Source organism: Peribacillus acanthi, from assembly GCF_003073175.1.
Classification (GTDB): Bacteria; Bacillota; Bacilli; order Bacillales; family DSM-1321; genus Bacillus_BN; species Bacillus_BN acanthi.
In genome coordinates this window covers 100,429-119,064 of sequence record NZ_QBBX01000010.1, presented here as the reverse complement: position 1 = coordinate 119,064, position 18,636 = coordinate 100,429, and the positions used below count along the sequence as shown (strand labels likewise).

At 36.5% G+C, this 18,636-nt stretch carries 21 protein-coding genes; 16 read left to right on the top strand and 5 right to left on the bottom strand.

From position 1 onward, the window contains the following. The first annotated feature begins 56 nt into the window (after positions 1 to 56). The 4 genes from DBX25_RS12060 to DBX25_RS12045 all read left to right on the top strand — a co-directional run bounded on the left by DBX25_RS12060 (position 57) and on the right by DBX25_RS12045 (position 4,784). The gene (locus tag DBX25_RS12060; RefSeq protein WP_108671052.1) at positions 57 to 1,301 is read left to right on the top strand and encodes a S8 family peptidase; all 1,245 of its coding nucleotides are present in this window, start codon (positions 57 to 59) and stop codon (positions 1,299 to 1,301) included. A gap of 134 nt (positions 1,302 to 1,435) precedes the next feature. Next, a complete protein-coding gene (dacB, locus tag DBX25_RS12055; RefSeq protein ID WP_108671051.1) occupies positions 1,436 to 2,920 on the top strand; it encodes a D-alanyl-D-alanine carboxypeptidase/D-alanyl-D-alanine endopeptidase in 1,485 nt (494 codons plus the stop codon). Between the two features lie 109 nt (positions 2,921 to 3,029). Continuing rightward, the gene (locus tag DBX25_RS12050) at positions 3,030 to 3,884 is read left to right on the top strand and encodes a hypothetical protein (protein WP_108671050.1); all 855 of its coding nucleotides are present in this window, start codon (positions 3,030 to 3,032) and stop codon (positions 3,882 to 3,884) included. A gap of 12 nt (positions 3,885 to 3,896) precedes the next feature. Continuing rightward, positions 3,897 to 4,784 carry a CPBP family glutamic-type intramembrane protease gene (locus tag DBX25_RS12045; RefSeq protein WP_108671049.1) on the top strand — a complete coding sequence of 296 codons (888 nt, stop codon included), beginning with the start codon at positions 3,897 to 3,899 and terminating at the stop codon, positions 4,782 to 4,784. Positions 4,785 to 4,845: 61 nt separating this feature from the next. Here DBX25_RS12045 and DBX25_RS12040 read toward each other — a convergent pair whose 3' ends face one another. Continuing rightward, positions 4,846 to 5,337 carry a DUF1648 domain-containing protein gene (locus tag DBX25_RS12040; protein ID WP_157950958.1) on the bottom strand — a complete coding sequence of 164 codons (492 nt, stop codon included), beginning with the start codon at positions 5,335 to 5,337 and terminating at the stop codon, positions 4,846 to 4,848. Between the two features lie 118 nt (positions 5,338 to 5,455). Here DBX25_RS12040 and DBX25_RS12035 point away from each other — a divergent pair, with 118 nt between their 5' ends. Further along, positions 5,456 to 6,139, top strand: coding sequence for an HAD family hydrolase (locus DBX25_RS12035; protein WP_108671047.1), 684 nt, complete (start codon positions 5,456 to 5,458; stop codon positions 6,137 to 6,139). A 63-nt stretch (positions 6,140 to 6,202) separates the two neighbouring features. Here DBX25_RS12035 and DBX25_RS12030 read toward each other — a convergent pair whose 3' ends face one another. Then, positions 6,203 to 7,057 carry a formate/nitrite transporter family protein gene (locus DBX25_RS12030; RefSeq protein WP_108671046.1) on the bottom strand — a complete coding sequence of 285 codons (855 nt, stop codon included), beginning with the start codon at positions 7,055 to 7,057 and terminating at the stop codon, positions 6,203 to 6,205. A gap of 151 nt (positions 7,058 to 7,208) precedes the next feature. Here DBX25_RS12030 and DBX25_RS12025 point away from each other — a divergent pair, with 151 nt between their 5' ends. Both DBX25_RS12025 and DBX25_RS12020 read left to right on the top strand, forming a co-directional pair. Continuing rightward, complete coding sequence (locus DBX25_RS12025) at positions 7,209 to 7,721, top strand: HD domain-containing protein (protein WP_108671045.1); 513 nt, start codon at positions 7,209 to 7,211, stop codon at positions 7,719 to 7,721. 138 nt (positions 7,722 to 7,859) lie between these two features. Then, positions 7,860 to 8,948, top strand: coding sequence for a branched-chain amino acid aminotransferase (locus DBX25_RS12020; RefSeq protein WP_108671044.1), 1,089 nt, complete (start codon positions 7,860 to 7,862; stop codon positions 8,946 to 8,948). A gap of 34 nt (positions 8,949 to 8,982) precedes the next feature. On the opposite strand, the gene DBX25_RS12015 is transcribed toward DBX25_RS12020, so the two are convergent. Continuing rightward, a complete protein-coding gene (locus tag DBX25_RS12015) occupies positions 8,983 to 9,702 on the bottom strand; it encodes a hypothetical protein (RefSeq protein ID WP_108671043.1) in 720 nt (239 codons plus the stop codon). 138 nt (positions 9,703 to 9,840) lie between these two features. Between DBX25_RS12015 and DBX25_RS12010 the strand changes: the two genes are divergently transcribed. The 4 genes from DBX25_RS12010 to DBX25_RS11995 all read left to right on the top strand — a co-directional run bounded on the left by DBX25_RS12010 (position 9,841) and on the right by DBX25_RS11995 (position 13,127). Then, the gene (locus DBX25_RS12010; RefSeq protein ID WP_108671042.1) at positions 9,841 to 10,629 is read left to right on the top strand and encodes a phosphotransferase family protein; all 789 of its coding nucleotides are present in this window, start codon (positions 9,841 to 9,843) and stop codon (positions 10,627 to 10,629) included. A 75-nt stretch (positions 10,630 to 10,704) separates the two neighbouring features. Then, a complete protein-coding gene (locus DBX25_RS12005; protein WP_108671041.1) occupies positions 10,705 to 11,406 on the top strand; it encodes a sigma-70 family RNA polymerase sigma factor in 702 nt (233 codons plus the stop codon). An 8-nt stretch (positions 11,407 to 11,414) separates the two neighbouring features. Beyond that, complete coding sequence (clpP, locus tag DBX25_RS12000; protein WP_276309604.1) at positions 11,415 to 12,020, top strand: ATP-dependent Clp endopeptidase proteolytic subunit ClpP; 606 nt, start codon at positions 11,415 to 11,417, stop codon at positions 12,018 to 12,020. 348 nt (positions 12,021 to 12,368) lie between these two features. After that, positions 12,369 to 13,127, top strand: coding sequence for an exodeoxyribonuclease III (locus DBX25_RS11995; RefSeq protein ID WP_108671039.1), 759 nt, complete (start codon positions 12,369 to 12,371; stop codon positions 13,125 to 13,127). A gap of 67 nt (positions 13,128 to 13,194) precedes the next feature. Here the strand turns inward: DBX25_RS11995 and DBX25_RS11990 are convergent, their stop codons facing one another. Then, positions 13,195 to 13,911, bottom strand: coding sequence for a L,D-transpeptidase family protein (locus DBX25_RS11990; RefSeq protein ID WP_240620279.1), 717 nt, complete (start codon positions 13,909 to 13,911; stop codon positions 13,195 to 13,197). A gap of 342 nt (positions 13,912 to 14,253) precedes the next feature. Then, positions 14,254 to 14,517, bottom strand: a complete 264-nt coding sequence (locus tag DBX25_RS11985; protein ID WP_108671038.1) for a YpbS family protein — start codon at positions 14,515 to 14,517, stop codon at positions 14,254 to 14,256. Positions 14,518 to 14,682: 165 nt separating this feature from the next. On the opposite strand from DBX25_RS11985, the gene DBX25_RS11980 reads away from it, so the two are divergent. The 5 genes from DBX25_RS11980 to DBX25_RS11965 all read left to right on the top strand — a co-directional run bounded on the left by DBX25_RS11980 (position 14,683) and on the right by DBX25_RS11965 (position 18,623). Next, on the top strand, positions 14,683 to 15,099 hold the full coding sequence (locus tag DBX25_RS11980) for a peptidylprolyl isomerase (protein WP_240620287.1): 417 nt from the start codon (positions 14,683 to 14,685) through the stop codon (positions 15,097 to 15,099). 139 nt (positions 15,100 to 15,238) lie between these two features. Further along, complete coding sequence (locus DBX25_RS11975; protein WP_108671036.1) at positions 15,239 to 16,045, top strand: alpha/beta fold hydrolase; 807 nt, start codon at positions 15,239 to 15,241, stop codon at positions 16,043 to 16,045. 278 nt (positions 16,046 to 16,323) lie between these two features. Further along, positions 16,324 to 16,461 carry a hypothetical protein gene (locus DBX25_RS20635; RefSeq protein ID WP_157950957.1) on the top strand — a complete coding sequence of 46 codons (138 nt, stop codon included), beginning with the start codon at positions 16,324 to 16,326 and terminating at the stop codon, positions 16,459 to 16,461. Positions 16,462 to 16,500: 39 nt separating this feature from the next. Further along, on the top strand, positions 16,501 to 16,638 hold the full coding sequence (locus DBX25_RS20630; RefSeq protein ID WP_157950956.1) for a hypothetical protein: 138 nt from the start codon (positions 16,501 to 16,503) through the stop codon (positions 16,636 to 16,638). A gap of 269 nt (positions 16,639 to 16,907) precedes the next feature. After that, positions 16,908 to 18,623: an ABC transporter ATP-binding protein gene (locus DBX25_RS11965; protein ID WP_108671034.1), complete on the top strand. Its 1,716-nt coding sequence runs from the start codon at positions 16,908 to 16,910 to the stop codon at positions 18,621 to 18,623. Positions 18,624 to 18,636: the final 13 nt, after the last annotated feature.

Here is an 18,636-nt window from a genome sequence, read left to right as displayed (position 1 = left end):
TTATAGTAGTTTTACATCGAGAATAGCTGAGAATTAGACTAGTCGGAGGAGAGAAGATGAAAAAGAGAAAATGGTTGGGAGCAACGATTTTAAGTGTTGGGATGTGTTTTTCTGCATTGATGCCAGTGGCTACTGCGAAGGAGGTAAATGAGCAAGAATTATTAAGGGTTCTTATTACTGCATCTGATTCTGACAAAAAAGTTTTAAAAGAGAGTTATGGGGTACATCGAGAATTTAATAGTGAAGGCTTCACAGTAGACTTAACAGAAAAACAATACAAAGCATTGCAAAATAAAAAGAACTTGTCAGTTCGTTTAGTTGAAACGGCAAGTATTGAAGCTCCGCCAACTAATACTGCACAGGCAGTCCCTACAAATCAAGTGCCATGGGGGATAAAGGCAATTTATAAAAATAATTCATTATCTCAGTCAAGCGGTGGTGACGGAATTAAAGTTGCCGTATTGGATACAGGAGTCTATAAATCTCATATTGATTTAGTACAAAATGTTGAGCAATGTAAGGATTTTACTCAAACAAAATCTCCACTTGTTAATAATTCATGTAATGATAGAAATGGTCATGGAACGCACGTAGCTGGGAGTGTTTTAGCAAATGGTGGAACCGATGGCCAAGGAATATACGGAGTTGCTCCAGAGGCTGAGCTTTGGGCATACAAAGTATTGAATGACCGAGGTTCAGGGTATTCCGATGACATTGCTTACGCTATTAGACATGCCGCAGATCAAGCAACTAGTACTAGTTCGAAGGTTATCATTTCAATGTCTCTAGGTTCAAGTGCGAAAGATAGTTTAATAGCTAGCGCAGTGGACTATGCATACAGTAAAGGTGTTCTTATCATTGCTGCTGCAGGTAACAGTGGTCCCTCTGCCAATACCATCGGTTATCCAGGGGCACTATCCAATGTAGTTGCTGTAGCTGCATTAGAAAATGTCCAAGAAAACGGCACATATAGAGTAGCAAATTTCTCATCAAGAGGTAATCCATTAACAGACGGAGATTATATCATTCAAGAAAAAGATGTTGAAGTTTCAGCTCCAGGTGCGGCGATCGAATCCACTTGGATGGATGGTGGGTATAACACAATAAGCGGAACATCCATGGCCACTCCTCATGTTTCGGGTCTGGCTGCAAAAATTTGGTCTGCCAACAAGTCGTTAACTTCAGCACAAGTACGAGCAGAACTGCAAAATAGAGCGAAGTCTAATGATATTAATGGAGGACAAGGAGCCGCAACAGGTGATGATTATGCATCTGGCTATGGTTTCCCAACAGTAAACTAATAAGATTACGTGGACCTATTATCACTTTTCGGTAATAGGTCTTTTGGTGTTTCTTTTTAATTTTTCTCGAATGAAGGATAATTCCAACAATATACCGAAAAACATACCAATAACTTTAAAAGGATGGGCGGTACATGGAAAAGAAATTCCTTTGGATCTTTACGGTATTGGTAATGATGGTAGTTACCGTCAAACCTATGACAATTGGACAGCAGGAAATTCAAGTAGATGCTGAACCAGTAGTATTGAATTCTCTCGATGAAAAAATTGAAGAGGTACTAAAGAATCCAATTTTAGATGGAGCTTTGACATCCGTCAGCATCAGATCAGCGAAAACAGGAGAACTAGTATACGAGAAAATGGGTGATGTCAATGTAAGGCCAGCATCCAACATGAAAATATTAACGGCAGCAGTGGCTCTTAAGGTATTAGGGGAGGATTATAGATTCTCAACTGAAATCTGGACCGATGGAGTAATAGTTGAGAATGTTTTACAGGGGAACTTATATGTAAAAGGTAAAGGAAATCCTACACTACTAAAAGAAGACCTATCGGAACTAGTCATTCAATTGAAAAAGAGGGGAGTCACCGTTATTAAAGGGAATATAATTGGTGATGACACCTGGTATGATTCAGAACGCTATTCTAAAGACCTTTCATGGAGTGATGAAGGTGAGTACTACGGAGCGGCAGTATCAGCATTAACCATATCACCAAATAAAGATTATGATGCAGGAACGGTCATGATAGATTTACAACCTTCCTCTAAAATTGGAAATCCAGCCAGAGTTAAAATATCACCCTTTACATCCTTGGTTTCAATAACGAATGAAACTAAAACGGTAAAAAAAGGTGAGAAAAAAGAAATTAATATTAAAAGAAGACATGATTCTAATTCTATTAAGATTGAGGGTGCCTTACCTGTTAACTTATCCTCAAGGTCATGGATTGCGGTAACGGACCCGTCGCAGCTAGTCATGGATCAATTCAAACAAGCTCTTCTTGAACAAGGCATCCTGTTTTTGGGGAAAACACACTTTGACACCACACCATCAAAGGCAACATTAGTACTTAAGCACCAATCGATGCCATTGAAAGAAATGATAGTACCAATGATGAAGTTAAGTAATAATAGCATTGCAGAAGTATTGGTTAAGGAAATGGGGAGAGTCCACAAAGGAGAGGGCAGCTGGAAAAAAGGGATAGAAGTGATAGAAGAGTCTATTAAGGATTTTGGGGTCAATCCTAACAATCTTTTAATTAGAGATGGATCGGGAATATCGCATGTGAATTTAGTAACGGGAAATGCTTTGTCCCATTTTTTGGTTGCTATCCAAAATGAGCAATGGTTCCCAAGTTTTGAGTATTCATTGCCTGTCTCGGGAAATCCTGATCGAATGATTGGAGGCACTTTAAGAAAAAGGATGAAAAATGATCCAGCTAAAGGAAATATACGAGCTAAAACAGGAACCATTACATCTGTATCGACACTTTCAGGCTATGCAAACCGTTCAAATGGGGATAAGTATGTTTTTTCAATTATAATTAATAACGTTAAGGATGAGGAAAAAGTAACGTTCATACAAGATGAAATCGCTACTATACTAGTAAATCCATAACGGTATTAATATGTTAAAGTTTTATTGCAAAATGGATTGCTCAATTCCTCGAAATGTTGAATAATGTATATCATATGTCATATGGGACTTTTCAGGAAGGGAGTGAAATATGAAAAGACGCACATTGAAGTGGGGAGTGGCCTGCTTATTTTTTCTAGCTATTATTAACCTGCTTGGTTTTGTTTCAATCAAGCTAATAAATGAAAATACTAGTGAAGAAAAAAATAGATATATTAAAATAAATAATATTACCATCGTCATCCAAAATGACGGTAACTATGATGATGTCCTTCTAGATGAAATCGAAAAACACATCACTTCCGCGACAGAAGACGTTCTTGGGGCAATGAAGTCTTCCATTACGCCGAAAGAAAAGGCAACTATTGTCCTTAATAGTAGTAAAGCGGTTCAATATATTCCGCCAAGCTATGTATCTATGTATCTATATGATCCAGACCAAATTTATTTAGAAGACTGGAATTTTCATGAGATGTTGATTTATAGTTTATATCCTAAAATCAAAATGCGACCATTCACCACAATTGGTTTAGGAAACTATCTTCACTATCTGCCTAACGAAGGAATTCAATATACAGCACATGATATGTGGATCATACATAAAAAGCATTATGAAACTCCTGATTTTCATGAGCTAATGACAAAAGACTGGTTTTTTTACGCTATAATACGTGGCAAGGAAGACCATGATACTTACACACAAAATCAGGCTTCTTATTGGAAAATCGCATCGTTTAGTCTGTATTTAATAGAGCATTATGGCCCTAAGAAATATTTACAACTATTCAATCACCATACGGTGGAACTGAACATGGAAGCTGTGTATGGGAAATCACTTGCTGATCTTCAAAAAGAGTGGACTCGTTATACAAATGAAATTGAAACAACGTGGCCAAAGAAATATGAAAATGATTTAGAAATGCATATCCAAAATTTATATGAATAGACGGTAATTCTTATGCTAACAGATCGTTTAACCAAACCAATCTCTGTAAAGTTGTTTATTGGCATGCTTCTAATTACAATTGGTGCAGAGATAACATTATTTTTAAATCGCTATAGTTATTTTTTTAGTACCATTTATGATGCACTAATGATCGTGGCATTTTTTATTGGAATAAAGCTCAATGATCAACTAAAACCGAACTTAAAAAAATCATCTATTACTAAGAAATTGTTTCGTTTTTTTATCGTATCTTCTATTTTTATTACAGGAAGCATTCTTTCGGATTTATACACTTCTAATATATTTAAAGATTTTAACAATAGTTATATAGACTATGTGGAAAGTTATTCAAACTCCCTCTCAATTATGGAGGATTCGGAATTGGAGAAGTATCCAGGTGCTGAATCTGCTTCCTTATTTGATACAATTGATTTAATTGGGTATGACTTTTATACTGACCTTTTAGCAGGTTTAGAAGAAGTCTGGAGATTATCATATATTATTTTTATTCTATTATTGTGCAAGTTTTTCTTCCGAAACCTGTGGGAAGAGGGAAAACGTGATCGATTCTTGATAATGTCCGTGTTCATTTCTTCTCTATTGTTCGGGGTGGGACATGCCTTATCAACGGAAACAGACTGGCAAATCACAATCGGAACTGTTGTCACATATACAAATATGGGATTATTATTTGCCTTGCTTTTATTATGGTCGAAAAGCTTATGGACGTGTGTAATTGTTCATTCGATGTATGATGTAATGGCCACATTATCTTATCATTATTTCGAATATGCAGTTTTATGTTATTTAGCACTATCAGTACTTGGCATGGGCATTATATATGGAATAATGAGACGTAATAATAAAGATCAAACCACAGTGATAACCCAGGACGTATAGTAAAGTAAATAAAAAAGGGAGACTCAGACCGTAAATAAACGGACATTCGAGTCACCCCTTTTTACTTTTTCTTTAAAGAATACAGAATAAAACCAAATACCGTACCAAAAGTGATTAACAATGTGGAAGGAACAAACCAGCTGCCTAACCCTACGGTTGACCCTTCAATTACTTGAATCACAATCCATTGGATATAGGAAAATAAAAAAATCATTCCATTTTTAAGTGAATTGACAAGGATTCTACCCATTTTATATTGCTTCTCAATGTTTTCAGGTGTGAGATTCATATAATTATAGATATGAGGATATCGCTCGAGTACGCTCATGCCAATCCAGGTAAGGATTCCTATCGCCGTTAAAAACCATATGGTATGTTTAGAACCCCAATCATCCGGCTTTCCATCAGCGCCAAAATGCGTTGGAATAGAATCGGGAAGATCTACCCAATGTTGTGCTACAAAAATTGTTGTTACAATGAATACTATAAGGCCAAGTAAATCAAAAAGGATTTCAAATTTAGTTTTAGGAATTTTAAGCTTAGGTCTTTCCAATGAAATAACACCTCCCAATTTTATTTTTATTAATATTATATACAATTTAAGTGCATTTTTAGGAAATATTTTCTTTTTCGTTATTTTATTTATTTTTCAGTGGAAATGGATGATGAGAATGGACAAAATTACAACGGTTCTTTTCGATTTAGATGGAACCTTATTAAATAGAGAGTTTTCAATCATGAATTTCATAGAAAATCAATACGATAGACTGTATCACAAGCTTTCTCAAGTGCCAAAGTCCGACTTTATAAAAACCTTTTTGGAATTAGATTGTAACGGGTTGGTGTGGAAGGATGAAGTTTACACTAAAATGGTAGAAAAATTCGGGATGGATGTTTCAGTGGACTACCTACTAGCAGACTACATGACGGATTTTAAAAATCATTGTACTGCTTTTTCACATCTTCACACTATGATGGAGCTACTGAAAAAAAATTCAATTCGTATAGGACTTATCTCGAATGGAAGGGAGCAATTCCAACAGGATGTAATCCGTGCATTAGGAATTGAAAATGATTTAGAAGTAATCGTAATCTCTGAAGCAGTTGGTATGAAAAAGCCCGACCCAGCCATTTTTGAATATACCTTAAAGGAGTTAAAAGTGTCAGCAGAAGAATGTTTATTTGTTGGAGATCACCCGATTCATGATATTCTTGCAGCAAAGAAGGTGGGGATGAAGACCGCTTGGAAAATCAATGGGATGTGGGAGTATGCTGAAGCGGACTATTGGATTCACGATTTGATGGAGATACCAGATTTACTTAAGTCAAAGGAAACAGCCTCTAATCATACATAACAGAAAAGGATACGAAAGGAGCAGTTCAAATACTTGTTCCTTTCGTATCCTTTTTCGTATTCATTAATCATTCTCTAGTAATTCTTCATCTATATTTTCTTTAAAAGCAAATGACAATAATAAAGAAACTAGGATGCCTCCCCCAATTAAATTGCCAATTGAAGCCGGAATCATATTGCGGAATATGAATTCATACCAACTAAAATTAAATCCTTCTAACACTGAAATACTGAAATATCCCATGTTCGCTACAGCATGTTGAAAATTCCCTGCTTCAAATATGATGACTGGAAGAAAGATTCCTAGAATTTTACCAGCAACATCCCGCGCTGCTGTTGCCAATACTGCTGCTATCCCTATTAACCAGTTTGCAAGGATTCCTGAAAATAACACCTGGAACCATCCCCACGTCCCTCGATCATAAAATTGTGTCTTCTTTTCCATGAAATATAAAACGCCTTTATAGAAGGAGGCATCCAATGATCCAGATAAGTTTAGGAGAAAACCAACGAACAATGCTCCAAGAAAATTTCCGATATAGCATACAGCCCAAAATTTTAAGATTTGTTTAGTAAATCTAAATTTGTTGTGGAGAATATAGCTAGGCAATAGGACGTTAATTTCTGTGAATAATATGGAACCTGATAAGAAAATCATGGCATATCCAGAAGCAAAACCGATTCCAGATAGTACATTGAAAACTCCACTTGTTTTTACATCCAAGGACAAGAGGACTGATGCCAATGCTCCAAATGCAATAAATGAACCCGCCATTAATGATAGGATAAATTGAGCAAGAATCGATTTGTTTTGGGAGTTTTCTCCTTCCTTAATAAAGGATTCTACAATTTGTTCAGGGAAGTAATATTGCCTTAATGTATATCCATTTTGGATGGGTTTAATTTTTTTTTCTTTCAAAGTTTACACTCCACTTTTTTATTCATCTTTTCCCAATTGGTGCGCGCCTAAACAAAAGTCAAATAGTATGTGGGGGAAACCTTAAATAATGTTTGAGCAAACTTAACATAAAATGGTACACTAAAAAACAAAATTCTTAAGGAGGCAAGCTATGAGAGATGTGACGTTACAACAAATCATCAACCATCATATCGCCCAAAAATACTTGAATCGTTCTGGGCTAGCACATGCAATTGCTGTATCATATCATGCAGTTAAGCTTGCCAAAAAGAATGGACTTGACGTCGACTGTGCGGCAAAGGCTGGATTACTTCATGATATTGGCCATTTTACATGGTATAAAAATGGAAAATGGGATTATGATTTATACAAGAAAAATGATATTCATCCGATAAAGGGTGCGGAAAGGGCCCATAAGTTATTAATAAGACTAGGTGAAAATCCGGTTAAAGCAAGAACCATATCGCTGGCAATTCTGTTTCATACCGATTCCTTCCTACCTTCAAACGATATTATAAGAACGCCATTACAACAAATCGTTAAATTAGCAGATGAAATGGATGAGGAAGAGGGAGGTAAACACCATTACAGAAAACTATCCATTGAAAGGGCTACAAAAAGCTTAGAAAGATTAGATCAGCTGATTGATGAAATCTTACAATAATATTTATGACGATGAAAATATTTTGAATTTTTTGTAATTACACTTGATACCTTGTTGTTATAGGAGTAAAATAACTCTAATTCATTAACACTTTACAACATCACCCTTTAAAAGAATAGGGAACAAGGAGCCATGTCTATGTATGACCATTCAATCTTAATTACTGAAAATCCTACAAAAAAACCAAAACCTTCACATGAAAACCTGGTATTCGGTAGAACATTTACCGACCATATGTTTATGATGGATTATACGGAAGGTATTGGTTGGCATGATCCAAGGATCGTTCCTTATCAACCGATTTCATTAGAACCGTCATCCATGGCATTCCATTATGGGCAAACCGTATTTGAAGGACTAAAAGCATATCGGAATGAAGAAGGAAGAGTATTGTTATTTAGGCCAGAGCAAAATATGAGACGGATGAATCTTTCTAATGAAAGGTTATGTATTCCAGCCATTGATGAAGAATTTGCCCTGTTTGCTTTAAAAAAACTGGTTGATCTAGAAAAAGAATGGATTCCTACAGCAGAAGGGACCTCACTTTACATCCGTCCATTCATTATAGCGACCGAGCCGTTTTTAGGGGTTTCTCCTTCGAAACGCTACCAGTTCATTATCATTTTGTCACCAGTTGGGGCTTATTATAAAGAGGGTATTAATCCTGTGAAAATTGCCGTGGAAGAAGAGTTTGTCCGTTCAGTAAAAGGCGGTACAGGGACTGCAAAAACAGGTGGTAATTATTCTGCAAGCTTAAAGGCACAAGAAGTGGCAACGAAAAAAGGATGTGCACAAGTCCTTTGGCTCGATGGTCTTGAGAAAAAGTATATTGAAGAAGTGGGTAGTATGAATGTGTTTTTTAAAATTAATGGAGAAATCATCACTCCTGCACTAAATGGAAGTATCCTGGCGGGAGTTACTCGATCTTCCATCATCGATTTACTAAAGAATTGGGGAATTCCAGTTACGGAAAAGAAGATTTCAATCGCAGAAATCAGGGAAGCACATGCTATGGGATTACTTGAAGAAGCTTTTGGAACAGGTACAGCAGCAGTCATTTCTCCAATCGGAAGTTTCCATTGGCAAGAGCATGACATGATTATAAACAATGGGGAGACTGGAATATTATCCAGTAGACTCTTTGAGACTTTGACAGGAATCCAGACAGGGAAACTTGAAGACCCATTTGGGTGGGTAAATGAAGTAAACGTTCTCCAACGTTCATAATATTTTGGTTGGTAAGAGGAGTCAGAAGCTCCTCTTACTTAGTTTCCTGCTTTTTTTCTCTCTTCATATAAAAAGTCAGTGGTTGATCACTACCAGTCATCAGTTTATATATATATGAGGAGGTTAATTCATATCCACTTTCAATCTTCTCCACTAAATGATTCGTTCTTTCATATAGGATAGAACGGAAATCATTCATTTGCCTTAATATTCGTTGGAGCAAGGCATCTTGTTGATCCAACCTTACTAGAACCTCTTTTGTCCGATTTTCCTGTTGATCCAATTTAGCGGAAAGTTCCTTTTGTTGCACATTGAATTCTTTATGCTCAACCTGTACTTCATCAACTTTCTCCGCAATTTCAAGAGTTGCTTGACTCTGCACCTTCATCTGTTCAATCATCACTTGTTTCATACTTTCTTCTTTGGCGATGATTTCCTTTAATGCCTCCGTTTTTTCATCAATTGTCTTCATCCAAGTGACCATCATTTCTGCAAATTCATTTTGTGATTTACCATTTTGCTTTAAATCAATCAGTTGGTTGGAAATATCATTCCAATTGGCCGCTTGTTCATGTTCAATTTTGTCAAAAGAACGGGAAAAAGAATGCATGACGTCTTGCACAGACTGATTGAATAATTCTTGTTCTTTCAATAACTCTTGTAAAAAATTCTTCCTATCCTCTATTTGATTAGGAGTTTCAAGTTCGCCTGAGAATTTATAAACATCTAACTTCCCATTAATGAAAAGTCCCATATTTTCACCTCCTAATAAAGAATTGATACTATACTATGCAAAAAGACTATATATTGGGAAAATTTAACGGATTTTTGCTTGTTGAAGCATTGATAATGTCATATAGTATGGAAAAAAGACCAATCAGGAGGCTTCACGTTGATTCCGATAAATGTTAATGAAATCCCAGAACCCATTAAAAAATTCTTTATTGAAACAAATAGTCTTGAATTTCCAAGACAAGGATGGACATCTGATGTTGCGATTGTAAATTCAAAAAAGGGAACTTTTGCGCTAAAAAGAACTAAAAAAGAAAAATATAATCAATGGTTCATAAAAGAATTAGAAGTATTGAAAGAGCTGGCTATCCATACAGATCTTCCTATTCCAAAGGTTTACCTAACTCATATGGAAAATGAACAAGTATGGGCAGTCTTGGAGTATTTTAAAGGAGTAACCTTAAGGGAAGCTTTAGTAAGTGCCAGGAATGAGTCTATTAGAAAAGAGCTGATATATCAATTTGGAGTAACATTAAAGAAAATTCATTCAACGAGTTGTCCAAAGTCACTTATATTAACCAGTGATTGGCTTGAAACAAAGCTAATAGAAGCAAAGCATAATTTGATTACATATGGTACAGAAGGAACACCAGAATTATTGGATAAACTGGTTAAAAATAGACCAGCTCCAATTCAGCCATGTCTTGTTCATGGAGACTTTACAATTGATAATGTTCTTGTGGTGAACCAGAAAATAGTGGCGATTATCGATTGGAGTGGAGGGGGATATGGTGACCCTCGTTATGATGTAAGCCTTGCTGTCCGACAAAAAGATGGAATATTCGATCATGAAAAAGACAGTTCTGCATTTTACAGCGGATATGGTGAAAAGCTCATTTCCGAAGAAGAATACGACTACTTTGAAAATGGTCTTTATAACTTTTTCTAAGAATTTTTTTTACCCGTATCTAATTCCTCACATGTTTCGTTTAAAAAACAGAGGGATGAAAAGGAGTGATGGTAGATGGATGGTAAAGCTATTCACCTACATGTGATAAGTAACAATGTAGAAAGTGGCGAGAAAAAGAATTGGGAACAATATTTTCCCCGCCTTAATCAGTATTGCCGGTTTTTGACACAAAGCTCCTGGGACGGGGATGACCTTGCACAGGAAACATTCATGAAAGCGATGAAGTCCTATCCTGAATCATCATTATGTCAATCTTTATTACAAAAAATTGCCTACAATACGTGGGTTGATACGTTAAGGAAGAAATCTCGACAGCGAGAAGAGCAATTGACAGATCAATTACAGGATAGGACGATTCGGCATTCACAAGGAAATGAAATGGTTGAGTATTTATTAGAAAAATTAACTCCAAAGCAAGCGGTCGTTTTTATATTGAAGGAAGCGTTCCTCTATAAGACGAAGGAGATTGCTGAAATTCTTCAGACCTCCGAGATGGCAGTGAAATCTATCCTATTTAGGGCTAAGCAAAGAATTCACTGTAATGAAACCGAATCGCTAACATCAAAGAAATGCCATTTCGTTCATGAGGAAGAAAGGAAAATTAAAGAATTGTTTCTTTCAGCACTTTTAACCGATGACCCATCATTGTTATTACTGGCCATTCCTATGTTCCCTAGTCTATCGAGCCTTGCGACTGAAACAGTCAAAAACCAAAACAAGTATCCTTCCTTCTCATCTCTCTACATGGCTGCATAGCCACGATAATGGAGGAGGTCCAAACAATGAGCACGATTCCTTATGTGATTGAACAAAGCAGTCGAGGAGAGCGTTCTTACGATATTTATTCAAGATTATTAAAAGACCGGATTATTATGATTGGAGATGAAATCAACGATCATATTGCCAATAGTGTAGTAGCACAACTATTATTTCTTGAAGCCGATAACCCAGATAAAGATATATCTATCTACATTAACAGCCCAGGTGGATCAATTTCAGCAGGTTTTGCCATCTTTGATACGATGCAATACATTAAGCCTGATGTAAGAACGATTTGTACGGGGATGGCGGCATCTTTTGGTGCGATGTTATTATTGGCTGGGACAAAAGGAAAGAGATTTGCCCTGCCGAATAGCGAAATTATGATCCACCAGCCATTAGGAGGTTCGAGAGGCCAGGCGACTGATATCGAAATATCAGCTAAACGCATATTAAAGCACCGCGAACTAATTAATGGAATCATAGCCGAACGGACCGGACAATCAATCGAGAAAATAAACCAAGATACTGATCGTGATTACTTTATGTCGGCTGAAGAAGCGAAGGCATATGGAATCATCGACGAAATTGTATATCCGAAAAATAAATAATGATTTCTATCACAAGACAGGGTATCGAAAGGATACTCTGTTTTTATTTATACTTTAGGAAAAAATTTTAAGGTCGTGGCAACTTGTAGGGGAAAAATTGTGTAATGATGCATACGTCTTGGTTTTAAGCTTGGCTAGCGACTAGGTTTCTAATAAACTTACATTGTTTAGTTCAATTATGTTATTTTATACTTTATGAGAGTTTAAAATGGCAGAAGGAACTCGACGTAATGGCCAATTATCGAAATAAAGTATGAGTACAACTAGCATGCGCTTAGGCTTGGAGCTAGCCAAGTTTTCTAATTATAGCAGTAACTCATCATGAAAAAGGTAGAGGAGAATATATAAATGAAATTAGTTTCCTGGAATGTGAATGGAATCAGGGCATGTGTAGGAAAGGGATTTCTCGATTATTTCCATGCTATTAATGCAGATATATTTTGTATCCAAGAATCAAAATTGCAAGAGGGACAAATTTTACTGGAACTTGAAGGGTACCACCAATACTGGAATTACGCCTTGAAAAAAGGGTATTCAGGGACAGCGGTATTCACAAAAACTGAACCGATCACTGTAAAGTATGGTGTCGGGTTAGCTAATGAAGAAGCAGAAGGTAGAATCTTAACTCTAGAATACGAGAACTTCTACCTGGTAAATGTATATACCCCGAATTCACAAAGAGACCTTGCCAGATTATCTTACCGTCTTCAATGGGAAGAAGAACTTCTAGCTCATTTAATAGAATTAGATAAATTGAAGCCCGTTATATACTGTGGGGACTTAAATGTCGCACATACAGAAATTGATTTAAAAAATCCGAAATCCAACTTTGGCAATTCAGGATTTACTATAGAAGAAAGAGGGAAGATGACACAACTATTGGACACTGGTTTCATTGATACATTCCGTTATTTATATCCTGAGAAGACCGACTCTTATACTTGGTGGTCATATATGAATAAAGTAAGAGAGAGAAATATTGGTTGGAGAATTGATTACTTCATAGTTTCAAACCGGTTAGCTCCTTCTATCAAGGACTCACAAATTCATGCAGAAATCATGGGTAGTGACCATTGTCCGGTAATGCTTGAGATTGAATTGGATTAAGACAAGCCAGAACAAACTGTAAAGCAAATAGTGAAAAATGAAAAAGACTTGGGTTTTCCAAGTCTTTTTAATAATTATTTAAATAGGAGTTAATTTTGCTATGTTCGCCAATCACTATGATTGGTTTTTTATTCTCATCTAGCCATCTTAATATGTTAACGGTGTGTTTCTCGCTAACTGCTACACATCCTGCTGTATAGGAGGTTGGCCCCTTCCATACGTGAAAGAAAATCGCACTTCCTTTTCCTTTTACAATCGGCTGGTCATTGTACCGAATTACAAATGAATATTTATATAATGGATGAAGTAACCTTTCGAAAGACTTCCAACGAGTAGAAGGGTTGCCTGTATAATACATCCATTTGTTATAATCATTAGAGGTTACATCATCGACCCAATAATGAAATTTATTTGTTTGTTTATAAGGCATTTTCATATTAGTTGGACTTTTCGCCCAACCAAATGTATTTCCAATTTGAAAAGCTCCTACCGGTGTTTTTCCATCGCCTTCTTTTGTCTTTCCGATTCCATTTTTCCCAATCACAGCAGGAATTGGTTGGAATGAAGCCATCCATTGTCCATTGATTTTCTCGAATCCTTGCACAGAGGCTGTTGTGGAATTTGGTTTAGCTTTGACAATAATAACTTGATCAGTATCTTTTACGTTCGTTAGAGTATTTCGTAGATTTGAATCACTTATTGGTGTTGCAGCAAGAGTAGTGCTACCGTGATTCAAAATAAATATGGATACTATGGCAATGATGGTTAATAAATTCCTCTTCATGCTTCCCTCCAATTTTCAATACTTTCTATAATAGTAGGTGAAAGAATTCCGCTATTGAAAAGGCAAAGGACTTATTTCCATACAGTCCATTACTACTATTCTTTGTACCTCCAAAATATTAATCCCATTTATCCTTAAAATTACCTATTTCATTTTTATCTAAACATTGGAATTTGTAGAAAAAAATAATGTGATGAAAAGTTGTTGGTTGCAGTAACTTGCGTTTAGAATCGAAATAAATAAAAAGGTAATAAATTGGAAAATAAAAAGGACTAAAATTGACAGAATTTCTTCTGCCAAATTTAGTCCTTTTTCGGATAATTTCGTTTAAAAAAATGATTATTATTGTTCGAGCAGATTCACATAATCTTTAATCATTTCTTGTGTAACCAATTTACGTGATGGAAGGTTCTCAATTTTCATTGAGAGCTCATTCATTTCCTTTGTCACCGCATTAATTAGATCGGTCGAAAATGGTTGACCATTTTTACAAAGTGTCGTAGCTTCCTCAATGAATCTTTCTCGTTGTTCATCTAAGTATGCAAAATGACGGATAATTTCATTCTGACCATTTACATGTTTGCTAATTGCTTTATGTACACTCATATTGTCTCTCCTATGTTCGTTTTCGACTTTATCATAACAGGATTTGAAAGATTACGTAAGGGCTAATGTGTCACGCTTTTCATTCCAATATGAAAAATGATATGATAATAACTGATTTTATTTACTAAGGAGATGATTTCTGTGACAAAACAAGGATACATATTAATGGAAAACGGCGAGAAAATCGAATTCGAATTATATCCAAATGAAGCACCAGGTACGGTAGAAAACTTCGAAAAGCTTGCAAAAGAAGGCTACTACGATGGTTTGAATTTCCACCGTGTAATCCCTGGCTTCGTTAGCCAAGGTGGTTGTCCAACTGGAACTGGAACTGGTGGTCCTGGTTACACAATCAAATGTGAAACACAAGGAAATCCACATAAGCACGTTGCAGGAGCTCTTTCTATGGCACATGCTGGTAAAGACACAGGCGGAAGCCAATTCTTTATCGTACATGAGCCACAACCACATTTAAACGGTGTTCACACTGTTTTCGGAAAAGTAACTTCTGGATTAGAAACAGCATTGAACATGAGAAATGGCGATGTTATGAAAGAAGTTAAAGTTTTTGACGCTGAATAATTTTAATGATTAGACACTTGGATTTTCCAAGTGTCTTTTTGATTTCAGTTGAAATTCTATTTTCACCGTGATCCGCATAAATAAAATTGGGGCTTATTACAACAATCAATGGAGATTACATGGATGAAAGGGGAAATTCATGGAACATTACATCAAGGTTGAAAAAAATGTTTCCCTCTTTGTAAATGATATTGGTAGAGGAACACCAATTTTGTGTATTCATGGTTGGCCAGTCAATCACAAAATGTATGAATACCAAATGAATGAGATTCCAAAAAAAGGATTCCGCTTTATCGGTGTGGATTTACGTGGATTTGGCAAGTCGAGTCATCCGTGGGAGGGTTATACTTATGACCGCATGGCGGATGATATTCGTAAAGTAGTAGACGCTTTGAAACTAAAAAAATTTATTCTCGCTGGGTTTTCGATGGGAGGGGCAGTCGCAATCCGTTATATGGCACGCCATAAATCTCATCGTGTATCAAAGTTAATGCTATTTGGAGCTGCTGCACCATCCTTTGTCCAGCGGCCGGGTTATTCCTATGGTAAAACACGAGAAGAAGTGAATGTTCTAATTAAATCAGTTCAAACAAATCGTCCAAAGGCGCTTGAGGATTTTGGGAAGCTTTTCTTTTACAAAAAGGTGGATCCCAGCTTTAGTCTTTGGTTTCAATCACTAGAATGGGAGGCATCTAGCTACGGTACAATCTTTTCGTTAGAAGCCCTACGTGATGAGGATTTAAGGAAAGATTTTACTAGCATAACGGTGCCAACGGCTATCTTTCATGGTGTCCTAGACAAAATATGTCCATTTGAGTTTGCAAAAGAGATGAACAAAGCTATTAAGGGTTCAACATTAGTTCCTTTTGAAAAAAGCGGCCATGGACTGTTCTTTGATGAATTGGAAAAGTTTAATAGAGAGTTATTTTTATTTTTAAGAGCGTAATTTGCGGGCGAATGCCCGTTTTTTGTTGGGGTAGTTAGATGAGAGAATTCTGAATTTGTGGGGGTGAGGTAAAGTATAATATGCGAGAGAAATATTGATGTAATTTCTCCGACGTATAGAGAGTGAATGAAAACCAAGGAGAAGTGAAGAGTAAAGCGGGGCAAGTGAAGGATAACAGCCTACAAAAGTGGATAAAAGTAGATTCCCGTGAGAAAAAATCTGATTTTCCCAAAAAGTGAAGGATAAATTTTGAAAAGTGAAAGGTACAAGGGATGAAAGTGAAGGATATTCGGGGGCAAGTGAAGGATATCGAGTACGAAGTGAAGAGTAAAGCGGGTCTAGTGAAGGATAACAACCTACAAAAGTGGATAAAAGTAGATTCCCGTGAGAAAAAATCTGATTTTCCCAAAAAGTGAAGAGTAAATTTTGAAAAGTGAAAGGTACATGGGATGAAAGTGAAGGATATCCAGGGGCAAGTGAAGGATATCGAGTACGAAGTGAAGAGTAAAGCGGGTCTAGTGAAGGATAACAGCCTACAAAAGTGGATAAAAGTAGATTCCCGTGGGAAAAAATCTGATTTCCCCAAAAAGTGAAGGGTAAATTTTGAAAAGTGAAAGGTATAAGGGATGAAAGTGAAGGATATTCGGGGGCAAGTGAAGGATATCGAGTACGAAGTGAAGAGTAAAACGTGCGAAGCGAAGGATAACCTTCCTAATGACCTAATAATAACCAGAAAACTTGACTTAAGTTATCTTGCTTTCATAGGCTTAATCCCACACTCAACCTACCAAAATATTGAATTCTTCAAAATTTCAAACTATAATCCTACTATTAGGCTTATTAAATTTGAATGGAGACAACTATGTTAAAGAGATTTTTTTCTTATTATTTGCCACATAAAAAACTATTTATCTTGGATTTTAGTAGTGCGATTTTTGTGGCTATTCTTGAATTGGCATTTCCTTTGGCAGTTCAATGGTTTATAGATAAGCTGCTGCCGAGTGAAGATTGGTCAACGATTGTATCGGTCAGTCTTGCGCTACTGACACTTTATGTAATTAATACGTTTCTTCAGTTTGTCGTCAATTATTGGGGGCATATGCTTGGTATTAATATCGAGACGGATATGAGGAGACAGTTGTTTGTTCATGTACAAAGGCAATCTTTCCGTTTCTTTGATAATACGAAAACGGGGCATATCATGAGTAGAATAACAAATGATTTATTTGATATCGGAGAGCTTGCCCACCATGGTCCTGAGGACGTATTCATTACGATTATGACCTTTGTAGGTGCGTTCTGGATTATGTTAACAATCAATGTGAAACTTGCACTTGTAACAATTTGCATTCTACCATTCTTAATTCTCCTTATTGTAATCAGCAATTTGAAGATGAATAAAGCATGGGGCAATATGTATAGCAATATTGCAGATGTAAATGCTCGTGTAGAGGATAGTGTGTCTGGTGCCCGTGTTGTGCAATCATTTACTAATGAAGATTTCGAGATTTCAAGATTCACGGTCGATAATAATCGTTTTAGAAAAGCAAAATTAGGTGCCTATAAAGTAATGTCGTTTAGTTCCTCAGGTATTTATATGATGACCCGATTTGTGACGCTTGCTGTACTAGTTGTGGGTGCTTGGTTGAGTTTTACAAAACAGCTTTCATACGGGGAGCTTGTTGGCTTTGTCCTATATGTGAATATACTTTTCAAGCCTATTGATAAAATAAGTGCTTTAATGGAATTGTATCCTAAAGGGATGGCAGGCTTTAAACGGTTTACAGAATTACTCGATCAAGAGCCTGATGTGATCGATGTGGAGGATGCTGTTGAGGTTGACTCCTTAAAAGGGAATATCAAATTCGATAATGTAACCTTTACTTATGATGATAAAAAACCAGTCCTAGATTCCATCTCCTTCAAAATCAATGCGGGTGAAACAGTAGCATTTGTTGGACCATCAGGTGCGGGGAAAACCACGATTTGTTCCTTGATTCCTCGTTTTTATGATGTGAAATCAGGTGCTATTACGATTGATGGAATAGACATTCGAAATATGACAAAGCAGTCACTTCGCGCTCAAATTGGAATTGTTCAGCAGGATGTGTTCCTTTTCACTGGTACGATTCGAGAAAATATCGCTTACGGTATGCTCGATGCAACGGATGAACAAATTAAATCTGCAGCAAGACGTGCTCATTTGGAAGGATTCATTCAATCCTTGCCAGAGGGCTACGATACTCAAATTGGCGAGAGGGGCTTGAAGCTTTCTGGAGGTCAGAAGCAACGACTTGCGATTGCTAGAATGTTCTTAAAGAACCCACCTATTCTGATATTAGATGAAGCTACCTCAGCCTTGGATACTGAAACAGAACAAATTATCCAAAATGCTTTAACAGAGCTTTCTAAAAACAGAACGACTCTTGTTATTGCGCATAGACTTGCTACTATTCGTAATGCAGACAGCATTATTGTCGTGACAGACGAAGGTATAAGTGAGCAAGGTAACCATGAAGAACTATTGCAAATGGATGGTGTATTTGCAAACTTACACCGTGTACAGTTTCAGAAATAACTAGATTACATTC

Excerpts from the sequence above, each read along its gene's own strand:
- DBX25_RS11995 (WP_108671039.1), top strand. The coding sequence starts at position 12,369 with ATGAAATTAGTTTCCTGGAATGTGAATGGAATCAGGGCATGTGTAGGA.
- DBX25_RS12045 (WP_108671049.1), top strand. The coding sequence starts at position 3,897 with ATGCTAACAGATCGTTTAACCAAACCAATCTCTGTAAAGTTGTTTATT.
- DBX25_RS12050 (WP_108671050.1), top strand. The coding sequence starts at position 3,030 with ATGAAAAGACGCACATTGAAGTGGGGAGTGGCCTGCTTATTTTTTCTA.
- DBX25_RS11975 (WP_108671036.1), top strand. The coding sequence starts at position 15,239 with ATGGAACATTACATCAAGGTTGAAAAAAATGTTTCCCTCTTTGTAAAT.
- DBX25_RS12005 (WP_108671041.1), top strand. The coding sequence starts at position 10,705 with ATGGATGGTAAAGCTATTCACCTACATGTGATAAGTAACAATGTAGAA.
- DBX25_RS11985 (WP_108671038.1), bottom strand. The coding sequence starts at position 14,517 with ATGAGTGTACATAAAGCAATTAGCAAACATGTAAATGGTCAGAATGAA.
- DBX25_RS12020 (WP_108671044.1), top strand. The coding sequence starts at position 7,860 with ATGTATGACCATTCAATCTTAATTACTGAAAATCCTACAAAAAAACCA.
- DBX25_RS11965 (WP_108671034.1), top strand. The coding sequence starts at position 16,908 with ATGTTAAAGAGATTTTTTTCTTATTATTTGCCACATAAAAAACTATTT.
- DBX25_RS12060 (WP_108671052.1), top strand. The coding sequence starts at position 57 with ATGAAAAAGAGAAAATGGTTGGGAGCAACGATTTTAAGTGTTGGGATG.
- DBX25_RS11990 (WP_240620279.1), bottom strand. The coding sequence starts at position 13,911 with ATGAAGAGGAATTTATTAACCATCATTGCCATAGTATCCATATTTATT.
- clpP (WP_276309604.1), top strand. The coding sequence starts at position 11,415 with ATGGAGGAGGTCCAAACAATGAGCACGATTCCTTATGTGATTGAACAA.
- dacB (WP_108671051.1), top strand. The coding sequence starts at position 1,436 with ATGGAAAAGAAATTCCTTTGGATCTTTACGGTATTGGTAATGATGGTA.
- DBX25_RS12015 (WP_108671043.1), bottom strand. The coding sequence starts at position 9,702 with ATGGGACTTTTCATTAATGGGAAGTTAGATGTTTATAAATTCTCAGGC.
- DBX25_RS11980 (WP_240620287.1), top strand. The coding sequence starts at position 14,683 with ATGGAAAACGGCGAGAAAATCGAATTCGAATTATATCCAAATGAAGCA.
- DBX25_RS12025 (WP_108671045.1), top strand. The coding sequence starts at position 7,209 with ATGAGAGATGTGACGTTACAACAAATCATCAACCATCATATCGCCCAA.
- DBX25_RS12035 (WP_108671047.1), top strand. The coding sequence starts at position 5,456 with ATGGACAAAATTACAACGGTTCTTTTCGATTTAGATGGAACCTTATTA.